Source organism: Pseudomonas sp. PGPR N4 (assembly GCF_059693665.1).
Map to the genome: position 1 here is coordinate 1355394 of NZ_JCAUKV010000001.1, position 16905 is coordinate 1372298.

Annotated in this window: 17 protein-coding genes, 1 tRNA gene and 4 pseudogenes; 14 read left to right on the top strand and 8 right to left on the bottom strand. The window is 62.4% G+C overall.

The window, feature by feature from the left end:
- Positions 1-245 precede the first annotated feature (245 nt).
- Positions 246-644, bottom strand: coding sequence for a TonB family protein (locus AC58X1_RS06105; protein WP_497428520.1), 399 nt, complete (start codon positions 642-644; stop codon positions 246-248).
- Positions 645-919: 275 nt separating this feature from the next.
- Positions 920-1255, bottom strand: a pseudogene (locus AC58X1_RS06110) (terminase gpP N-terminus-related DNA-binding protein); the annotation flags it as partial.
- Positions 1256-1454: 199 nt separating this feature from the next.
- Between AC58X1_RS06110 and AC58X1_RS06115 the strand changes: the two are divergent.
- The 5 genes and pseudogenes from AC58X1_RS06115 to AC58X1_RS06135 form a co-directional block, all read left to right on the top strand.
- Positions 1455-1568, top strand: a pseudogene (locus AC58X1_RS06115) (phage holin, lambda family); the annotation flags it as partial.
- The gene (locus AC58X1_RS06120) at positions 1565-2398 is read left to right on the top strand and encodes an N-acetylmuramidase domain-containing protein (protein WP_101320782.1); all 834 of its coding nucleotides are present in this window, start codon (positions 1565-1567) and stop codon (positions 2396-2398) included. The pseudogene AC58X1_RS06115 and the gene AC58X1_RS06120, both read left to right, overlap by 4 nt.
- 235 nt (positions 2399-2633) lie before the next feature.
- A pseudogene (locus AC58X1_RS06125) lies at positions 2634-3005 on the top strand (Rz-like lysis system protein LysB); the annotation flags it as partial.
- Entirely contained in the window at positions 2926-3192 is a 267-nt protein-coding gene (gene lysC / locus AC58X1_RS06130) for an Rz1-like lysis system protein LysC (RefSeq protein WP_219860468.1), read from the top strand. The pseudogene AC58X1_RS06125 and the gene lysC, both read left to right, overlap by 80 nt.
- Positions 3176-3697, top strand: a pseudogene (locus tag AC58X1_RS06135) (phage tail protein). The gene lysC and the pseudogene AC58X1_RS06135 overlap by 17 nt, the downstream one beginning before the upstream one ends.
- A gap of 160 nt (positions 3698-3857) precedes the next feature.
- Here the strand turns inward: AC58X1_RS06135 and AC58X1_RS06140 are convergent.
- A tRNA-Ser gene (locus AC58X1_RS06140) sits at positions 3858-3945 on the bottom strand.
- A 120-nt stretch (positions 3946-4065) separates the two neighbouring features.
- Between AC58X1_RS06140 and AC58X1_RS06145 the strand changes: the two genes are divergently transcribed.
- The 8 genes from AC58X1_RS06145 to AC58X1_RS06180 all read left to right on the top strand — a co-directional run bounded on the left by AC58X1_RS06145 (position 4066) and on the right by AC58X1_RS06180 (position 9826).
- Positions 4066-4737: a Bax inhibitor-1/YccA family protein gene (locus tag AC58X1_RS06145; protein WP_101320786.1), complete on the top strand. Its 672-nt coding sequence runs from the start codon at positions 4066-4068 to the stop codon at positions 4735-4737.
- Positions 4738-4922: 185 nt separating this feature from the next.
- Positions 4923-6302: a nucleobase:cation symporter-2 family protein gene (locus AC58X1_RS06150; RefSeq protein ID WP_101320788.1), complete on the top strand. Its 1380-nt coding sequence runs from the start codon at positions 4923-4925 to the stop codon at positions 6300-6302.
- A 73-nt stretch (positions 6303-6375) separates the two neighbouring features.
- On the top strand, positions 6376-6768 hold the full coding sequence (gene tusD / locus AC58X1_RS06155; protein WP_101320790.1) for a sulfurtransferase complex subunit TusD: 393 nt from the start codon (positions 6376-6378) through the stop codon (positions 6766-6768).
- Between the two features lies 1 nt (position 6769).
- Entirely contained in the window at positions 6770-7129 is a 360-nt protein-coding gene (gene tusC / locus AC58X1_RS06160; protein ID WP_497428521.1) for a sulfurtransferase complex subunit TusC, read from the top strand.
- Positions 7129-7425 carry a sulfurtransferase complex subunit TusB gene (tusB, locus tag AC58X1_RS06165; RefSeq protein WP_101320794.1) on the top strand — a complete coding sequence of 99 codons (297 nt, stop codon included), beginning with the start codon at positions 7129-7131 and terminating at the stop codon, positions 7423-7425. The genes tusC and tusB overlap by 1 nt, the downstream gene beginning before the upstream one ends.
- Positions 7422-7757, top strand: coding sequence for a TusE/DsrC/DsvC family sulfur relay protein (locus AC58X1_RS06170; protein WP_497428522.1), 336 nt, complete (start codon positions 7422-7424; stop codon positions 7755-7757). Before tusB ends, AC58X1_RS06170 begins: the two co-directional genes overlap by 4 nt.
- Positions 7754-8767 (top strand): glycosyl transferase family protein, encoded by a 1014-nt coding sequence (locus AC58X1_RS06175; protein ID WP_497428523.1) that lies wholly within the window; start codon positions 7754-7756, stop codon positions 8765-8767. The genes AC58X1_RS06170 and AC58X1_RS06175 overlap by 4 nt, the downstream gene beginning before the upstream one ends.
- Positions 8768-8863: 96 nt before the next feature.
- On the top strand, positions 8864-9826 hold the full coding sequence (locus AC58X1_RS06180) for a glutathione S-transferase family protein (protein ID WP_497428524.1): 963 nt from the start codon (positions 8864-8866) through the stop codon (positions 9824-9826).
- A 36-nt stretch (positions 9827-9862) separates the two neighbouring features.
- Here the strand turns inward: AC58X1_RS06180 and AC58X1_RS06185 are convergent, their stop codons facing one another.
- Together AC58X1_RS06185 and AC58X1_RS06190 are read right to left on the bottom strand one after the other, a co-directional pair.
- Positions 9863-10645, bottom strand: coding sequence for an SDR family NAD(P)-dependent oxidoreductase (locus AC58X1_RS06185; RefSeq protein ID WP_497428525.1), 783 nt, complete (start codon positions 10643-10645; stop codon positions 9863-9865).
- 90 nt (positions 10646-10735) lie between these two features.
- Positions 10736-11776: a sigma-54-dependent Fis family transcriptional regulator gene (locus AC58X1_RS06190; protein ID WP_497428526.1), complete on the bottom strand. Its 1041-nt coding sequence runs from the start codon at positions 11774-11776 to the stop codon at positions 10736-10738.
- Between the two features lie 158 nt (positions 11777-11934).
- On the opposite strand from AC58X1_RS06190, the gene AC58X1_RS06195 reads away from it, so the two are divergent.
- Positions 11935-12858, top strand: coding sequence for a LysR family transcriptional regulator (locus AC58X1_RS06195; RefSeq protein WP_312388700.1), 924 nt, complete (start codon positions 11935-11937; stop codon positions 12856-12858).
- 3 nt (positions 12859-12861) lie between these two features.
- On the opposite strand, the gene AC58X1_RS06200 is transcribed toward AC58X1_RS06195, so the two are convergent.
- The 3 genes from AC58X1_RS06200 to AC58X1_RS06210 are packed head-to-tail and all read right to left on the bottom strand — an operon-like array spanning position 12862 to position 16580.
- Positions 12862-13656 carry an SDR family NAD(P)-dependent oxidoreductase gene (locus AC58X1_RS06200; protein ID WP_101320806.1) on the bottom strand — a complete coding sequence of 265 codons (795 nt, stop codon included), beginning with the start codon at positions 13654-13656 and terminating at the stop codon, positions 12862-12864.
- Positions 13657-13668: 12 nt separating this feature from the next.
- Positions 13669-15549 carry a TRAP transporter large permease gene (locus tag AC58X1_RS06205; RefSeq protein WP_202883886.1) on the bottom strand — a complete coding sequence of 627 codons (1881 nt, stop codon included), beginning with the start codon at positions 15547-15549 and terminating at the stop codon, positions 13669-13671.
- Entirely contained in the window at positions 15549-16580 is a 1032-nt protein-coding gene (locus AC58X1_RS06210) for a TRAP transporter substrate-binding protein (RefSeq protein ID WP_497428527.1), read from the bottom strand. Before AC58X1_RS06210 ends, AC58X1_RS06205 begins: the two co-directional genes overlap by 1 nt.
- Positions 16581-16905: the final 325 nt, after the last annotated feature.

Genomic DNA, 16905 nt, shown 5'->3' on the forward strand with positions numbered 1-16905 from the left:
TGGTTGGAAACCTTACAAAAAATCAGCTTCCGAGGGATGCCGATTGGGTTTCTCGGGATTTCGTACAGAGCCTAGACTAAATAGGCCGCGTTTTGTTGTTCCAAGGACGATGCAACGCAAGAAATCGGGAGCACATCCAGAGTGGATAGAGTGGATGCAGAGCGGCTCAGGGTAACGCAGTAGCGACAGTGCGCATGCAAACAGCCCAGCGCGAGGCTGGGCTATGGCGTTTCAGCCTGCACGGTCTACTGGCAGAGGCCGCAAGGATCTTCACCAGGAACGAAAACAAAGGGCGCTACCACTTCAATCTCGCCGTTTTCCAACACCCATGAAGGAGGGGCAGGCATAGGCGATGCATCTGTGACAATCTGCTGCGCGACCGCGAGAAAAAAAGGTGAACCTGAGTGCTCAGTTATTCTTTGTCGCAACAGATTGCCCTTGGCATCGAGGACAAAAGCAACCTTGACGATTCCGTGTAAATTTCGAGCACGCGCCTCTTCCGGGAACGTCTTGGATAGAGCAATTTGGTGTAGTACCTGGCTTACCCACAGGTTTTGCTCGGCCTGCTCCTGTGGGCTCGGCCCGCTTTGGCACCCTGCGAGTACGGCCACCATCAAGGCTAGAGCTGGTATCAAGTTGCGCATGCGTTCTCATTTTCCCTAAAAGTCACAGAGTAACTCTGCTCCAAGTGTTGCGAGCGTCCGGTGAACCCACCTCGTGTAAGGCAGGCCGGCCCCAGTGTAACGCGATAGCAATCGCAGGATCCCACTTGACCGAGCCTGCGCAGACACATCATTACATCCTCCAGCGCGCTCTGCTGCGGAGTGACCCAGGCGGGCAAACGAGTGACCACGTCGATGCTACGCCACAGTTGGGATGACTCGCGCGAGGAGGCAGTCAGGAGGCGGCCGAAAGCGGGGGCTATATTCGGGTTCAGCTCGGTTTCGGTACCGCCACTCTGGAAGCGCTGAATTCTGGCTTGGCGCTCCAACTGGCGGTGCAGCAGATCGATTTCCTTGAAGTCCCCGGCACTCTTACCGTCCTTGAGGATCAGCTGCACGAGTCGGGCTTCCAGGGTGCCGCCGATGCGCTCTACGTTGTCTGCCCGGTCCCACTCGTCTCGGGCCTTCCAGCTGTGGACGGTCTTCTCCTTCTCGTCCAGGTAATCGGCAATATCAGTGATGCGCCAACCGGTCCAGTACAGGAACTTGGCGTGTCGGCGCGAGTCGGTGGTCGGTTGGGCTGTAGTGTTCATGGCGCCGATGCTGACGCTCACTCGCGCGTTGCCCCACTGGCGCACCCTGTAGCCCGCCCTCCTACAAAGCCGCCGCGTTGCCGTACAGCAGCGCTTTGCGGACCATGCCCTCATCGCTAGGCACAACGCCACTGCACCGAGGACAGCCCGAATGGCCGCAAGCACCGCACCCGCCAAGAAACTTCGTTCCGACTGGTTCCGCATCCCAATCAGTGCTGCTCCGTTTTTCGGCGGTGTCATTGGCCTGCTGGGCGTCGAGTTCACCCGCGCCACCGCGAAGAAGTTCTTCACACGCAAAGAGGGAACCGCATGACCACACTTCGACACGGCGATCGCTCACAGGCTGTTCGTGAGCTGCAGCGCCTGCTCAACGCCAACGGCGCCGAATTGGACGCCGACGGTGCCTTTGGCGATGCAACCGAGGCGGCAGTCCGGACCTACCAGGGGAAGGTCGGGCTCGTCTCCGACGGCAAAGCCGGCCCGAAGACCATGGCCAGTCTGCAAGGCCTGGACATACGCAAGCTCCTCAAACATTCGGATCTGCTGCAGGCCTCCGCTCGCCTCGGCGTGCCGGTCGCGGCTGTGTACGCCTTGAACGAAGTTGAATCGAAGGGCCGCGGCTTCCTGGACAATGGAAAGCCGGTGATCCTCTTTGAGCGCCACGTCATGTACAAGCGTCTGCAACTGGCTGGTTCGCCGGGCGATGACCAGGAGCAGTTGCTCCACCGCGCCGATCTGCTGGCCAAGCAGGCGCCGAACCTGGTCAATCCAAAAGCCGGCGGCTACATCGGCGGAAGCGCCGAGCATCAGCGCCTTGCTCAGGCCCGGCAGCTGGATGAAGTAGCCGCACTGGAGTCCGCGAGCTGGGGTGGCTTCCAGGTAATGGGCTATCACTGGCAGCGTCTGGGTTACTCCAGCGTGCATGATTTTGTCGACGCAATGATGCGCAGCGAAGCGGACCACCTGGAAGCCTTCGTCCGCTACATCGAAGCCGACGCCAATCTGCTCAAAGCCTTGAAAGCCCAGAAGTGGGCAACGGTAGCCAAGCTCTACAACGGCCCGGACTACCAGCGGAACCTTTACGACGTGAAGCTGGAACGCGCTTTCGAGCGGCACCAGAACCGCGCTTTGGTGGCGGCATGAGCGAGCGAGGGCAGAAACATCGCTTCCCATATCGAGAACTTATCCAGCGCATGACGAGCCTGTCACCAACTGGGGGATGCAGGGCTGTGCTTCTGCCGGCGGGGACTGACATCGAGGAATGCCAGAAGACCGCCGACGCACTAAAACAGGTGATGCCTACCCCGCCATTGGTGATCTGCGGCGATCTGCAGGCTCTCGATGAAGCAGACATGAACGCAGCCGGCTGGTATCGAAAGTGATTGGCTTGCGCGAAGGGCTGTTGGCCGGAGCTTTGCTTGCTGCGGTTTCGGCTGGTCTGTGGGGGTGGGGCCAGCAGGTCTTGCTAGGGACTGAGAAGGGAAAATCAAAGGCCCTCCAGGACCAACTCACCACAGCCCAGGGCGAAGCCCGCGACAACCTGGCCGCTGCCAACACATTGAAAACCACCCTGGAGCGTGAACGCGAGAGCCAAGCCAAGCTGCTGCTGATACAGGGCGAGCTCCGCGCAGGGCTGGCGAACCGCGAAAGCCAGATCGAGGACCTCAAGAATGAGAACGAAGAACTTCGCAACTGGGCTGATCAGCCTATTCCTGGTGCTGCTCGCCGGCTGCGGCAGCGTCCTGCGATCACCGGAGCCGCCGCCTACCGTCAGTGGCTGTCCCGTGGTGGTCCCTTGCCAGCTGCCGGCGACGAAGCCAGCCCGGAACGGCCATCTACTGACTGATCAAGAGCGTACCGAGCTGGCCTGGGCCGAATGCGCTGCCCAAGTCGACGCAGTATTCCAGTACCAGGTGACCCATGAACAAACCCGATAGTCTTCGTGACCTCCTGCTGCAGGCCGTGCCCGGGCTGAGGAAAAACCCCGAGCGTCTGTTGATGTTCATTGATCAAGGCAAGGTCCGCTGCACGGCGGCTGCGAGTCTGTAGTTCGAATACAGCTACACCCTGCAGATGATCTTGACCGACTTCGACGGGCACACTGACAGTGTGATGATCCCAATCCTAGACTGGCTGCGGGTCAATCAATCCGAATTGCTCGTAAACATGGACAAGTCTGCCGAGGGTCTCAAGTTTGAGGCCGATATGCTTGACCGCAGTAAGGTGGATCTCAGCCTCACCCTGCCATTAACTGAGCGCGTGATCGTGACTCGCAGAGGTGGCGGCGGCTTTGCTGTCGAGCACGCCGCCGAGCCCAATACGAGGGCCACGCCGAGCAGGGGTCTGTCACTCTATTTGCGGATGACGAACCGATCGCCACCTGGCATCGACGGCGATGATCTTCAAGCACTACGCGAAGTGGATCAGCGAGGACGGCCCTGATGTGGTGGGGTTGTTGAATCAGGCGCTCAGGTTGGCCTGAACGCACAAAAAAGGGGCCGCTAGGGCCCCTTTCTTCTGCCTGTCATTCCCAAAGTGTTCCCAAAACGCTCCCATTTGCGGGTTCAGCGGTGGCGAACATCAATGAAATCAAGCACTTGTGTGGCGGAAGCGTAGAGATTCGAACTCTAGGATAGTTGCCCATCGACGGTTTTCAAGACCGTTGCCTTAAACCACTCGGCCACGCTTCCGGATACAGCGGGCGCCATAATACCGTAATGAAACACGCTGTCAAACTCTCTGTGTCGCGGCCTGCGGTGGCTCTGGTATGCTCTCAGCATCCATAGGTTTCTACCCACAGGAGTGTCGCCATGCGCGAACAGGATTATGCCCTACAACACGGCCAGCAGGCCGAGCAGCTGGAGGTCAGCAAGGTCCTGCGTAACACCTACAGCTTGCTGGCGCTTACCCTCGCATTCAGCGGTCTGATGGCGTTCGTTGCGCAGCAGATGCGTGTCGGCTACCCGAACATCTTCGTGGTGCTGATCGGTTTCTACGGGCTGTTCTTCCTCACTGCCAAACTGCGTGACTCAGTCTGGGGCCTGGTGTCGACCTTCGCTTTGACCGGCTTCATGGGCTTCATTCTTGGCCCGATCCTCAATCGCTACCTCGGCATGGCCGGTGGTGCGGAAGTGGTCAGCTCGGCATTTGCCATGACTGCACTGGTGTTTGGTGGTCTGTCGGCCTACGTGCTGATCAGCCGTAAAGACATGAGCTTCCTCAGCGGTTTCATCACTGCTGGCTTCTTCGTCCTGCTGGGCGCGGTGGTTGCGAGCTTCTTCTTCCAGATCAGCGGCCTGCAGCTGGCGATCAGCGCTGGTTTCGTGCTGTTCTCGTCGGTCTGCATTCTGTTCCAGACCAGCGCGATCATTCACGGCGGCGAGCGCAACTACATCATGGCGACCATCAGCCTGTATGTATCGATCTACAACCTGTTCATCAGCCTGTTGCAGCTGTTCGGCATCATGGGTCGTGATGACTGATCGTTGATTGACCGGTAACGCAAAAAAGCCCGCTTCGGCGGGCTTTTTTGTGGGCGACGTTTGGCGGTGGCCGACATTACCAGCCGTATCCAGCCAGACGCTGGGCTGAACCGCTGCATTTAGGCTACCCGAATCAGCCAGCGGCCCTTAGAATGCGCTCCTTTTTTCTTCCGGGGCAGCTACCCATGAGTTCGATCGAACAAGGGCCCGGCGCGGCAGCGCCTGACAATGAACTGGTCCTTGGCCTGGAGGACAAGCCGCGGCCGCTGATCGCCATGCTCGCTGCCCTGCAGCATCTGCTGGCGATCATCGTGCCGATCGTTACCCCGGGCCTGCTGATCTGTCAGGCGCTGGGCGTTTCAGCGCGGGATACCAACCTTATCGTATCCATGTCGCTGGTGATTTCGGGGATTGCCACCTTTGTTCAGTGTCGGCGCTTCGGGCCGTTTGGTGCGGGGCTGTTGATCGTACAGGGCACCAGCTTCAACTTTGTCGGGCCGTTGATTGCCGGTGGTGCGTTGATGGTCAAGCAAGGCACGCCGGTTGAGGGTGTGATGGCGGCGATCTTTGGTGTGGTGATTGCCGGCTCCTTCGTCGAGATGGGCGTGTCGCGCATTCTGCCGTTCATCAAACGCCTGATCAGCCCGCTGGTGACCGGCATCGTGGTGCTGATGATCGGTCTGACCTTGATCAAGGTCGGCTTGATCAGCATGGGCGGTGGCTTCACGGCGATGGCCAATGGCACTTTTGCCAACGGCGAAAATCTGCTGCTGTCGGGCGTGGTGCTGGCGATCATCGTGCTGCTCAACCGCATCCCGGTGGTGTGGATGCGCAGCTGCGCCATCGTCATCGCGCTGGCGGCGGGCTATGCCCTGGCCGGTTACATGGGCCGGCTGGACTTTACCGGTATGCACGAGGCGGCGCTGTTCCAAGTGCCGACGCCGTTGCACTTTGGCCTGAGTTTCTCGTGGGCGTTGTTCATTCCGATGCTGGTGATCTATCTGGTGACGTCGCTGGAAGCCATAGGTGACGTAACGGCGACCAGCAAGGTTTCGCGTGAGCCGGTCGAAGGCCCGGTGTGGATGCAGCGGATCAAGGGTGGCGTGCTGGTCAACGGCGCCAACTCGCTGCTGGCTGGGGTGTTCAATACCTTCCCGAGTTCGATCTTTGCGCAGAACAATGGCGTGATTCAGCTGACCGGGATTGCCAGCCGCCACATTGGTATCTGGATCGCTGCCATGCTGGTATTGCTGGGTTTGTTCCCGAGCGTTGCCGGGGTGATTCAGGCAGTGCCGGAGCCGGTGCTCGGTGGCGCAGCGATGGTGATGTTTGGCGCCGTTGCTGCTTCGGGGATCAATATCCTCGCCAGCACGCGGCTGGACCGGCGTGCCCTGCTGATCATCGCGGTATCGCTGGCCTTGGGCCTGGGCGTGGCGCAGGTGCCGGAGTTTCTTGCGCACATGCCGTCGGCGCTGCGTAACGTGCTGGAATCGGGCGTGGCCACCGGTGGCATCTGCGCGCTGGTACTGAACTGGTTCTTGCCCGAGAGCAAGGCGCAACAGTGAGCATTGCCCCGCCAGTAGCGGTGGCGGGGTTGTTTTGCTTTATCATGGTCGGATCACGTTGCAAGAGCCTCCCATGAAATTCGCCATCGCGGTTTTTTCCCCGGCCCATGCGCCCTCCTCGCGTCGCGCCCTGCGCTTCGCCGAGGCGGCGCTGGCCGGCGGGCATCAGATTGCCCGCCTGTTCTTCTATCAGGACGGGGTGCACAGCGCCTCGGCCAACGTCGTCACGCCGCAGGATGAACTGGATGTGGCTGCGCAGTGGCGTGCGTTCATCGAAGGCAACCAGCTCGACGCGGTGGTGTGCATCGCTGCCGCCCTGCGCCGCGGCGTGCTGGATGCGACCGAAGCCAACCGCTACCAGCGCCCTGCCGTGAACCTGCCGGCACCCTGGGAGCTGTCGGGGCTGGGCCAGTTGCACGAGGCGGCGCAGGTTGCCGACCGTCTGGTCTGTTTTGGAGGCGATTGAAGTGGCCAAATCCTTGTTGATCATCAGCCGCCAGGCACCGTGGAGCGGCCCGTCCGCACGCGAAGCGCTGGACATCGCCCTGGCTGGCGGCGCCTTTGATCTGCCGCTGGGCATGCTGTTCATGGATGACGGCGTGTTCCAGCTCGCCGCTGCCCAGCAACCGGCCTCGGTGCAGCTCAAAGACCTCGCCGCCAACCTGCAGGCGCTGCCGATGTTTGGTGTAGAAGAGCTGTTCGTCTGTGCCCACAGTGTGGCTGAACGCGGCCTGGACCCGGCCAGCCTGAGCTTGCCGGTCGAGCTGCTGGATGATGCAGCGCTGGCGGCATTGATTGGCCGTTTTGACCAGGTGGTAACGCTCTGATGACGACCCTGCATGTAATCAGCCATTCGCCCTTTGGCGACAATCGCCTGGCCAGCTGCCTGCGTTTGCTCGCCGCCAACGACGCCATCCTGCTCTGCGGCGATGCGGTTTACGCACTGCGCGCAGGCACTGCGCCGCAGCAACTGCTGCAAACGGCCCGGTTGCAGCACCGCCTGTTCGCCCTCGCTGAGGATGTCCAGGCGCGTGCCATCGACAGCACCTTGGCCGAAGCGGTGGACTACCCCGCCTTCGTCGAGCTGTCGTTGCGCTTCGACAAAGTGAACAGCTGGCTATGAACGCATTGACTGTCGGCGAGCATCACATCGCCCTGGACAAGGACGGCTTTCTGCTCGACCTGCAAGACTGGTCCCCCGCCGTCGCCGAGGCTCTGGCCGAGCGCGAAGGTATCGCGCTGAGCCCCGAGCACTGGGAAGTGCTCGAGGTGCTGCGTGGGTTCTACCGGGAATACCAGCTGTCACCGGCCACGCGCCCGCTGATCAAGTACACCGCGCTCAAGCTGGGCGTGGAAAAAGGCAACAGCCCGCACCTCAATCGCCTGTTCAATGGCACTCCCGCCAAACTTGCCGCCAAGCTGGCGGGCCTGCCCAAGCCGACCAATTGCATATGACCGAGCAACTCCCCGAACCGCGCCCGCTGACCCTGCATACCCCTGCCGAGCACCCGTTCGCCGAATTCGTGCGCATCCTCGGCAAAGGCAAGCGCGGCGCCCGCGGCCTGAGCCGTGAAGAAGCCCGTGCGGCGATGACCTTGCTGCTTGAAGGCAAGGTCGAGGACACCCAACTGGGTGCCTTTCTCATGCTGCTGCGGCACAAGGAAGAAAGCGCTGAAGAACTCGCTGGCTTCACCGAGGCCCTGCGCGCGCACCTGCAAGCCCCGCAGATCGCGGTCGACCTGGACTGGCCGAGCTATGCCGGCAAGAAGCGTCACCTGCCGTGGTACCTGCTGGCCGCCAAGTGCCTGGCAGGCAATGGCGTGCGCATCATGCTCCACGGTGGCGGCGCGCATACCGCCGGGCGCATGTATGCCGAACAGGTGCTGGACCTGCTGGAGATTCCGCTGTGCCGCGACTGGGCATCACTCGCGCGCGCCTTGGACGAGCAACAGTTGGCGTTCTTCCCACTGCAGGACTGGGCGCCGCAGTTGCAGCGGATGATCGACTTGCGCAACACCCTTGGCCTGCGTTCGCCGATCCACTCACTGGCACGGGTGCTTAACCCACTGGCGGCGCGCTGCGGCCTGCAGAGTATCTTCCACCCGGGTTATCAGGCCGTGCACCGTGAAGCCAGCCGCCTGCTTGGCGATCACGTGATTGTGGTCAAGGGCGATGGTGGTGAGATCGAGATCAACCCGGACGTGGCCAGCCACCTGTACGGCACCAGCGGCGGCGAGAATTGGGACGAAGAATGGCCCGCCATGAGCACCCAGCGCCATGTCAAACCGGCCTCCCTGCAACCCGAGCATCTGCTGGCGGTCTGGCGCGGCGAGGCGCAGGACAGCTATGGCGAAATGGCCGTGGTCGCCACCATGGCGCTGGCCCTGCGTGGTCTGGGTAAGGATCGCGATCAGGCCTTTGCCGACGCGCAGCGGTTGTGGGCGGATCGCAACAAGATCGACTAATTCGATAGATACCACGCAGTCTTTGCGCTATTTATTCGAACGCTAGTCCCTAGACTGGGCTCCAAAGACAAATCACTTTTGTACAAGGAGCTCGGCATGGGCCTTTTGATTGACGGTCGCTGGCATGACCAGTGGTACCAGACCAGCAAGGACGGCGCGTTTCAGCGCGAGAACGCACAACGGCGCAATCAGCTGCCCAAGGCCGAAGCCGGTCGCTATCACCTGTATGTGTCGCTGGCCTGCCCGTGGGCGCATCGCACGCTGATCGTCCGCGCGCTCAAAGGCCTTGAGCCGTTGATCGATGTCTCGGTGGTGAGCTGGCTGATGGGCGAGCACGGCTGGACCTTCGATCAGCAGCAAGGCTCCAGCGGTGATCACCTCGATGGCCTGCAGTACATGCACCAGCGCTACACTCGCGACGACCCCAACTATACCGGTCGCGTCACGGTGCCGGTGCTGTGGGACAAGCAGGAACAACGCATCGTCAACAACGAGTCAGCCGAGATCATCCGTATCCTCAACAGCGCCTTCAATGCGCTGACCGGCAACCACCTCGACCTCTATCCCGAAGCGCTGCGCCCTACCATCGATGCGCTCAACGAGCGGATCTACCCGGCCATCAACAATGGTGTCTACCGGGCGGGCTTCGCAACTTCGCAGGAAGCCTACGAAACCGCGTTCGATGAGGTGTTCAACGAACTGGACCATCTCGAGCAGCTACTGAGTGGCCAACGCTACCTGGCGGGCGAGTACCTGACCGAAGCCGACGTGCGCCTGTTCACCACGCTGGTGCGCTTCGATGCGGTGTACCACGGCCACTTCAAGTGCAACCTGCGCCGTCTCAGCGATTACCCTAACCTGTCCAACTGGCTGCGCGAGCTATATCAGTGGCCGGGTGTGGCCGAGACGGTGAACATGGAGCACATCCAGAAGCACTACTACCTCAGCCACAAGACCATCAACCCCAACGGCATCGTGCCCAAGGGCCCGCTGCAGGACTTCAATGCAGCGCATGATCGTCAGCGTCTGCCAGGTAGAGGTATCTACCAAGGCGTTTGAACCGAGCCTGCCACCGCGGTGGCAGATCAGCAAAGGTCAGTCGCGCATGAAGCCGCCGTCCACGTCCATGATCTCGCCGGTAACAAAGCCCGCCTCGACCGACGCCAGAAAGCACACCGCGGCAGCAATATCCCGCGGCGTGCCCGCCCGGCCCAAGGGCATCTGCGCCAGCACCTGAGCGCGTGCCTGAGGTGCCAGCGCAGTAGTCATTTCAGTGTCGGTGAGCGCCGGTGAGACTGCATTGACTGTGATATCGAAAGGCCCGGCCTCGCGCGCCAGACCTTTGGTCAGTGCGATCACCGCGCCCTTGGCGGCGGCATAGCAGCTGTTGCCCAGCAACCCTCCTCCACGCTTGCCAGCCACCGAGGCGATATTGATGATGCGCCCGCAGCGGCGGTCCATCATGCCCGGCAGCACCGCCTTGGCGCAGAAGAACACACTGTTGAGGTCGATCGCCATGACCCGGTTCCATTCCGCCGTGGTCAGCTCCAGCAGCGGTACGGTGGAGACGATGCCGGCATTGTTGACCAGAATATCGACCGGCCCAAGCAGCCGCTCGACCTCATCGACCATCGCCAGCACCTGCTCCTCCTGAGCCACGTCCACGGCCACGCCGATGGCCTGAATGCCCTGCGCACGCAGCGCTTCGGCAGCTCGTTCGGCTGCAATCGGATCAAGGTCGGCCAGGGCCACCTGGGCCCCGCAATGACCAAGCGCGATGGCAATCGCATGGCCGATACCGCGGGCGGCACCGGTCACCAAAGCGGTGCGGCCAGCGAGGCTGAAGTTCATCGGGGCGTAGGCGGCAGCTGTACTCATTATTGTTATGTCCTTGATGAAGGGCGAACTCGGGCTCACCCCCTGCGCAGCAAGGGGTGTTCAAGCAAAGAGGATCAGGTGGAATGCGGCTCAGGCACGGCGGCAGGCGTCCAGCGCCAGCTGTTCCTTGAGCGGCGGGATATCCAGCCGACGCAGTACCCGGTACAGCGAGGGCCGGCAGATGCCCAGTTCGCGTGCGGCCGCCGACATGTTCCAACGGCAGGTCTGCAGCACTTCCAGCACATCGGCGCGCTCGTCACCGGCGCGGCTCGGGCGGATCGGTGTCACGTTCGGCACCACCACGCGCACAGCTGCGCTAGCGGCCGGCAGTTGGGCGATAAAGTCTACTGGCAGGTCGGCGCGGGTGATCCGCGCGCCTTCCATCACCGCACAGGCGTAGCGAATCACCGCACGCATCTGGCGCAGGTTGCCCGGCCAGGCGTGGGTCAACAGCAGCGACCAGACCTCGGCGCTGATCACCTGGCGTGGATCACACCCCGGCAGTTCATGGGCGACCATGTTGCACAGCAGTTCGCCGCGGTCTGTGCGCTCGCGCAGCGGCGGCAGTTCGACCACGCCGGTGGCGATGCGATAGAACAGGTCTTCACGGAAACTGCCGTCGGCTACCCGCGCCGACAAGTCCTGGTGGGTGGCGCAGACCAAGGCAAAGTTGACCGGTACGCTGCGTTCGGCACCCAGCGGGGTCACCTCACGTTCGGCGATTACCCGCAGCAGGCGAGTCTGCTGCTCGTAAGGCATGTCGCCGATCTCGTCGAGAAACAAGGTGCCGCCATCCGCCTGCTGCACCTTGCCCTTCTTGCCGCCGGGCAATGCCCCGGAAAACGCACCACGGCTGTAGCCGAACAGCTCGCTCTCGATCAGCGTCTCCGGGATCGAGGCACAGTTGAGCGCCACCATCTGTGCGGCGCGACGTTGGCTGTGGGCATGCAGGGCGCGGGCGAGGATCTCTTTGCCGGTGCCGGTTTCACCGCGGATCAATACCGCGATGCCGCGCTCCATCAAGCGCAGCGCCCGGCGAAACGCCTGGCGCACTTGCGGGTCACTGTCGTGGGCGATATCGGTTTCGGCAACTTCGGCGTGGCAAGCAGCGGGGTCGGTCAGGGAATGCATCAGCGTCACCTTTTATTGTTCTATAGCTTGTGACTATGTCGGCGGACGACGCTTGTGGCGTGGCCGGGGCCGATGGGGTGTGGCCTGATCACATTAGGTAGGCGGACTTATATTTTCCAATACATAATCAAGCATCCACTGATACCTTTGCGAGCATCATGATCGAACTTCGCCATCTTCAGTACTTCCGCACCCTGGCCGAGACCCTGCACTTCGGCCGCGCCGCCGAGCGCCTGCATATCTCCCAGCCGCCGCTGTCGCGGCAGATTGCCCTGCTGGAAGAGGAACTTGGAGTGAAGCTGTTCGACCGCTCACGGCGGCGGGTCGAGCTGACCGAGGCCGGGCAGCGCTTTTACCTGGATACCGGCACGGTGTTCGCCGCCTTCGAGCAGGCCAAGCGTAACGCCCTGGCAGCGGCACGCGGTGCTGCGGGCGAGTTGTCGGTGGGGTTCATGATGTCGACCGCCTACAGCATCACTCCGGCCATCACCCGCCGGTATGCTGCGTTGTTCCCGCAGGTCAATCTGAAGCTGACCGAGACCCTGCCGCTGGACCTGGCACAGGACATCAGCAGCGGCCACAAAGACGTCGCCATCATGTACCGACCGCAGGACTGCAGCGGGCTGGAGACGGTCACGCTGTACCGCGAAGAGATGACCCTGGTGCTGCCACCCGGCCACCGCCTGATGCAGCAGGCGCTGATCGAGCCGCAATCATTGGCGGGCGAGCCGTTCATCATCGTGCCGCGGCGAATCGCCCCGGCGCTGCATGACATGATCTGCAACTACTGCCTGCAACACGGCGTGACGCCCAACATCGGCATGGAGATCAACCTGCAGCAGACCATCGTCAACCTGGTCGGCGAAGGCCTGGGCGTGGCCATCGTGCCGCGCTCGATGCGCAACATGCGCCTGGCCACCACCAGCTTCAAGCCGCTGCGCGATGCACCGGTGATCGAAGTGGTAGCGGTATGGAAGGCAGACAACCACAACCCGTGCATTGCCACCTTCGTCGAGGCGGCGCTGCAGGCCGGCGAGCAGGCTACGCGCGAGGACCACGCGCAGCGGCTGCTGGAGGGATAACCCTCAGATTTCGAGGATGCCCGAGGCCATGAACCCGCCGTCCACCGGGATCACATGGCCACTGATGTAGGAGGCATCCTCGGACGCAAGAAACGCCACCGCACCCGCCATCTCCGCCGGCGTGCCATAGCGGCGCAGCGGCACCGCGCGGGCATACGACTCACGGGTGGCCGCCGAATGCAGCGCCTGGGTCAGCGGCGTATCCACCGGCCCTGGCGCGATGCCGTTGACGGTGATGCCGTGCTCGGCCAGCTCCACGGCCATCTGCCGGGTCAGGCCGATCACCGCAGCCTTCGACGTGCCATAGGCGGTACGGCCCATGCTGGCGCGCATGCCGCTGATCGAGGCGACGTTGACGATCCGCCCCCAGCCCCGTTCGCGCATCAGCTGCGCGGCGTGCTGGCTGCAGAGCAAGGTGCCGGTCAAGTTGATATTCATCAAGCGCTGCCAGCCTTCAAGCTCGGTATCGAGAAACGCCTGGGTGCGCGCCACGCCAGCATTGTTGACCAGCACATCGCAGCGGCCGAAGCGCTCGCGCAGCGCGGCGAACAATGCCCTGATCGACTGCGCATCACCGACATCGATGGCCATCGCCTGGGCCTCGATGCCCTGCACCCGCAGCCCGGCGACCATCTCCTCTGCCGCCGCCAGGTTGATATCGGCCACCACTACCGTGTGGCCATCGTGGCCGAGGCGCTCGGCAATGGCAGCGCCGATGCCCATGGCAGCCCCGGTCACCACGGCCACCCGACCATAGCCCGGCGCGTTGCGTGTTGTTGTTTTCGCAGCTTGGCTCATGACAGGACTCTCTTAAAGGAAACCAATGGAAATCCACGGGAAGCAGGCCACTACCGCCAGCGCTACCAGCAGCGCCCCGAGGTAACCCCAGACGCGGCGAATAACGTGGTCGGACGAGGTTTTGCTGATGGCGCAGGCGGCGTAGAAACCCACCCCCAACGGCGGTGCGAACAAGCCCACGCCCATCGCCAGGATCACCACCATGGCGTAGTGCACCGGGTGAATGCCGAGCATCTCTGCCAGCGGGAACATCAACGGCCCGAACAGGACGATGGCCGGAATGCCTTCGAGCACGCTGCCCAGAATCAGGAACACCAGAATCGTCACCACCATGAAGCCGAAGGTGCCGCCCGGGATTTCCTCGATCAGCTCCACCAGCGAGGCGGAGAAGCCAGATTGAGTCAGCGCCCAGGCCATCGCCGAGGCCATGCCGATGATCAACAGGATCGCCCCGGACAGCGACGCCGCTTCCAGCAGCATCGGATACAGCCGGGCAAAGTCGATATGGCGCATGAACAAGTGCATGACCAGGCCGACCAGCACCACGTAGGCGACACCGATCGTCGACACCTCGGTCGCGGTCGCCGCGCCTTCGAGCACTGCCACGCGGATCAGCAACGGCAGGGCCAAGGCTGGCAAGGCGATGAGGAAGGTCTTGCCGACCCGCGACATCGGCGCGCGCTCGATCTTCGGCGCGTCTTCCTTGCGTGAACGCCACCAGCACACCGCCGCAATGGCAATGGTCGCGACCACGGCGGGCATCAGGCCGCCGATGAACAGCGCGGTAATCGAAACGCTGCACACCGCACCGATGGTGATCAGCACCAGGCTCGGCGGAATGGTCTCGGTCATGGCCCCGGTAGCGGCCAGCAGCGCCGCCAGTTCCTCGGGCTTGGAGCCGCGTTTTTTCATTTCAGGGAACAGTGCCGGTGCGACTGCAGCCATGTCGGCCACTTTCGAGCCGGAAATCCCCGACACCAGAAACATCGCCCCCAGCAGCACATACTGCAGGCCGCCACGGACATGACCGAGCAGCGAGGCCATGAAGTCGATCAGCGTGCGAGCCATGCCCGACAGCTGCAGCACCACGCCGAGCAGCACGAACAGCGGCACCGCCAGCAGGACCAGATGCGACATGCCCTCGTCCATCCGGCCGACCACGATCGACAGCGGCGCATGGGTCACCAGCGCCAGATAGGCCATGGTCGCGGTGCCGAAGGCAAAGGCAATCGGGATACCGCCAAACACGCAGGCGCCGAGCAGCACCAGAAAGAACACGACCAGATTGTAGTTACCCATGGCCGCCAGCAGCGGCTGCGCCAGCCACAACACCGCGGCCACTGCCGCAACCACCACCAGCCCAGCCATAAACTGGCGCACCGTCGAATAACGCGCCATTCGCGCCACCGCAGCCAGCAGCATCAAAACCGCGCCAACCGGCAAGGCCGCCGCCCGCACACCGTCGGGAATGCCCAGCGCCGGCGTGGTGATCGACATCTGCTCGTGGGAGTGTTCCATGGCCGGTGAGATGATCATCGCCACGAACAAACATACGATCAGCGCCGACAACGTCTCGCTGAACCCGCGCCAAGCAATCGGCAGCTTGTTGACCAAGGCCGACATGCGCATGTGCTCGCCGCGGTCCAGCGCCAGCACTGCGCCGAACATCGACAGCCAGATAAACAGCGACGAGGCCAGCTCGTCGGTCCAGATCAGTGGGCTGTGCAGCACATAACGGGAGATCACCCCCGCCAGCAGCACCAGCGTCTCGATTACCATCAAGGTAACGGCGAGTGCGCCAACCACGCGCATGATCCAGCTGTTCAGACAGATCAGCGCCCGGGCCGGCAGGCGCAGCGATTGATTGGGGGCCATGACGGCTGGCGCGCTCATCAGGCCAGCTTCCCGGAGAATTGCTCAAGAATCGCCCACGCCTCGTCACCAAACTTGCCATGCCAGTCGGCATAATAATTGGCGCTGCGCAGCTTCTCGCGGAACGGCTCTGCCGGCGACTCGACCAGCTCCAGGCCTTTGCCCTTGAGGGTGTCGCGGGTGCTGCCTTCAAGGGTGGCAAGGTCGGCGCGCTGGGCCATCACTGCCTTCTCGATGTGCTTGCGCAGCACCTCTTGCAGTTCCGGTGGCAGGCGCCCGATCGAAGCGCTGTTGCCCAGCATCCAGAAGCCGTCCCAGACGTGGTTGGTCAGCGAGCAGTATTTCTGCACTTCATACAGCTTGGCCGATGACACCAGGGTCAGCGGGTTTTCCTGCCCTTCGACGATGCGCGTCTGCAACGCCGAATACACTTCGGCAAAGTTGATGCTGGTCGGCGCCGCATCCAGCGCACGGAAAATCGACATGATGATCGGGCTTGGCGGCACCCGCAGCTTCATCCCGCGCAGGTCATCCGGGGTGGCCACCGGGCGCGTGCTGGTGGTGGTCACGCGGAAGCCGTTGTCCCACATCCGCTCGTAGGCGAACAGGGTGCCGGTCTTGGCGATCTCGCTGCGCACGTGGGCTCCGAGCGCGCCGTCCATGGCACTCCAGACCTGCTGATAGTCCTTGAAGGCAAAGCCCACGGCGCTGATCTGCACCGATGGCACCATGGTGCCGAGGATCACCGGCGACAGTGAGAACAGGTCAACCGCCCCCGAGCGCACCTGCGCCAGGGTATCGGTGTCGCTGCCCAGCTGGCTGCTGGGGAACACCTGCACGCTCAAAGCGCCGTTGGTTTCCTCCTTGATCGCCTTGGCCATTTCCCGGGCGCGGATATTCATCGGGTGGCTGATGGGCAGGTTGTTGGCAAACTTCAGTTTGAAGTCCGCGGCGCGGCTGTTGCCGCTGTACAGGCCCATCCCGGCAGCGGCAACAGCAGCCCCTGCCAGCGAGGCGGTCTTGACAAAGGAACGGCGGGTGAAATCGCTCATGAAGCTCTCCTGACCTATTTGTTCTTATTGATCGAGTTGCGGCGATGATAGGCATGTTGTTAGCAATACGGGTGCCACGCTTGAGTAACAGCGCTCAGCAGGCCCCTTTGCAGGCTCGCAAGCACCGGGCAAGCGACTGATTTATCTTGAGAAAATATTTATCCGAGGGCTTGTTAGATTTTGTGACAGGCCTGCCAGAGGCGCCCAGCAGGTGTAACAGGTGTCTCCTTGAACTGTCGCCCTGGCAGCCAGGGCGACACCTGTAGACCGGCATTCGCTACCGACAACCACCCTCTTGCGCCAGCAAAGCCCCAGCCTAGAGGGC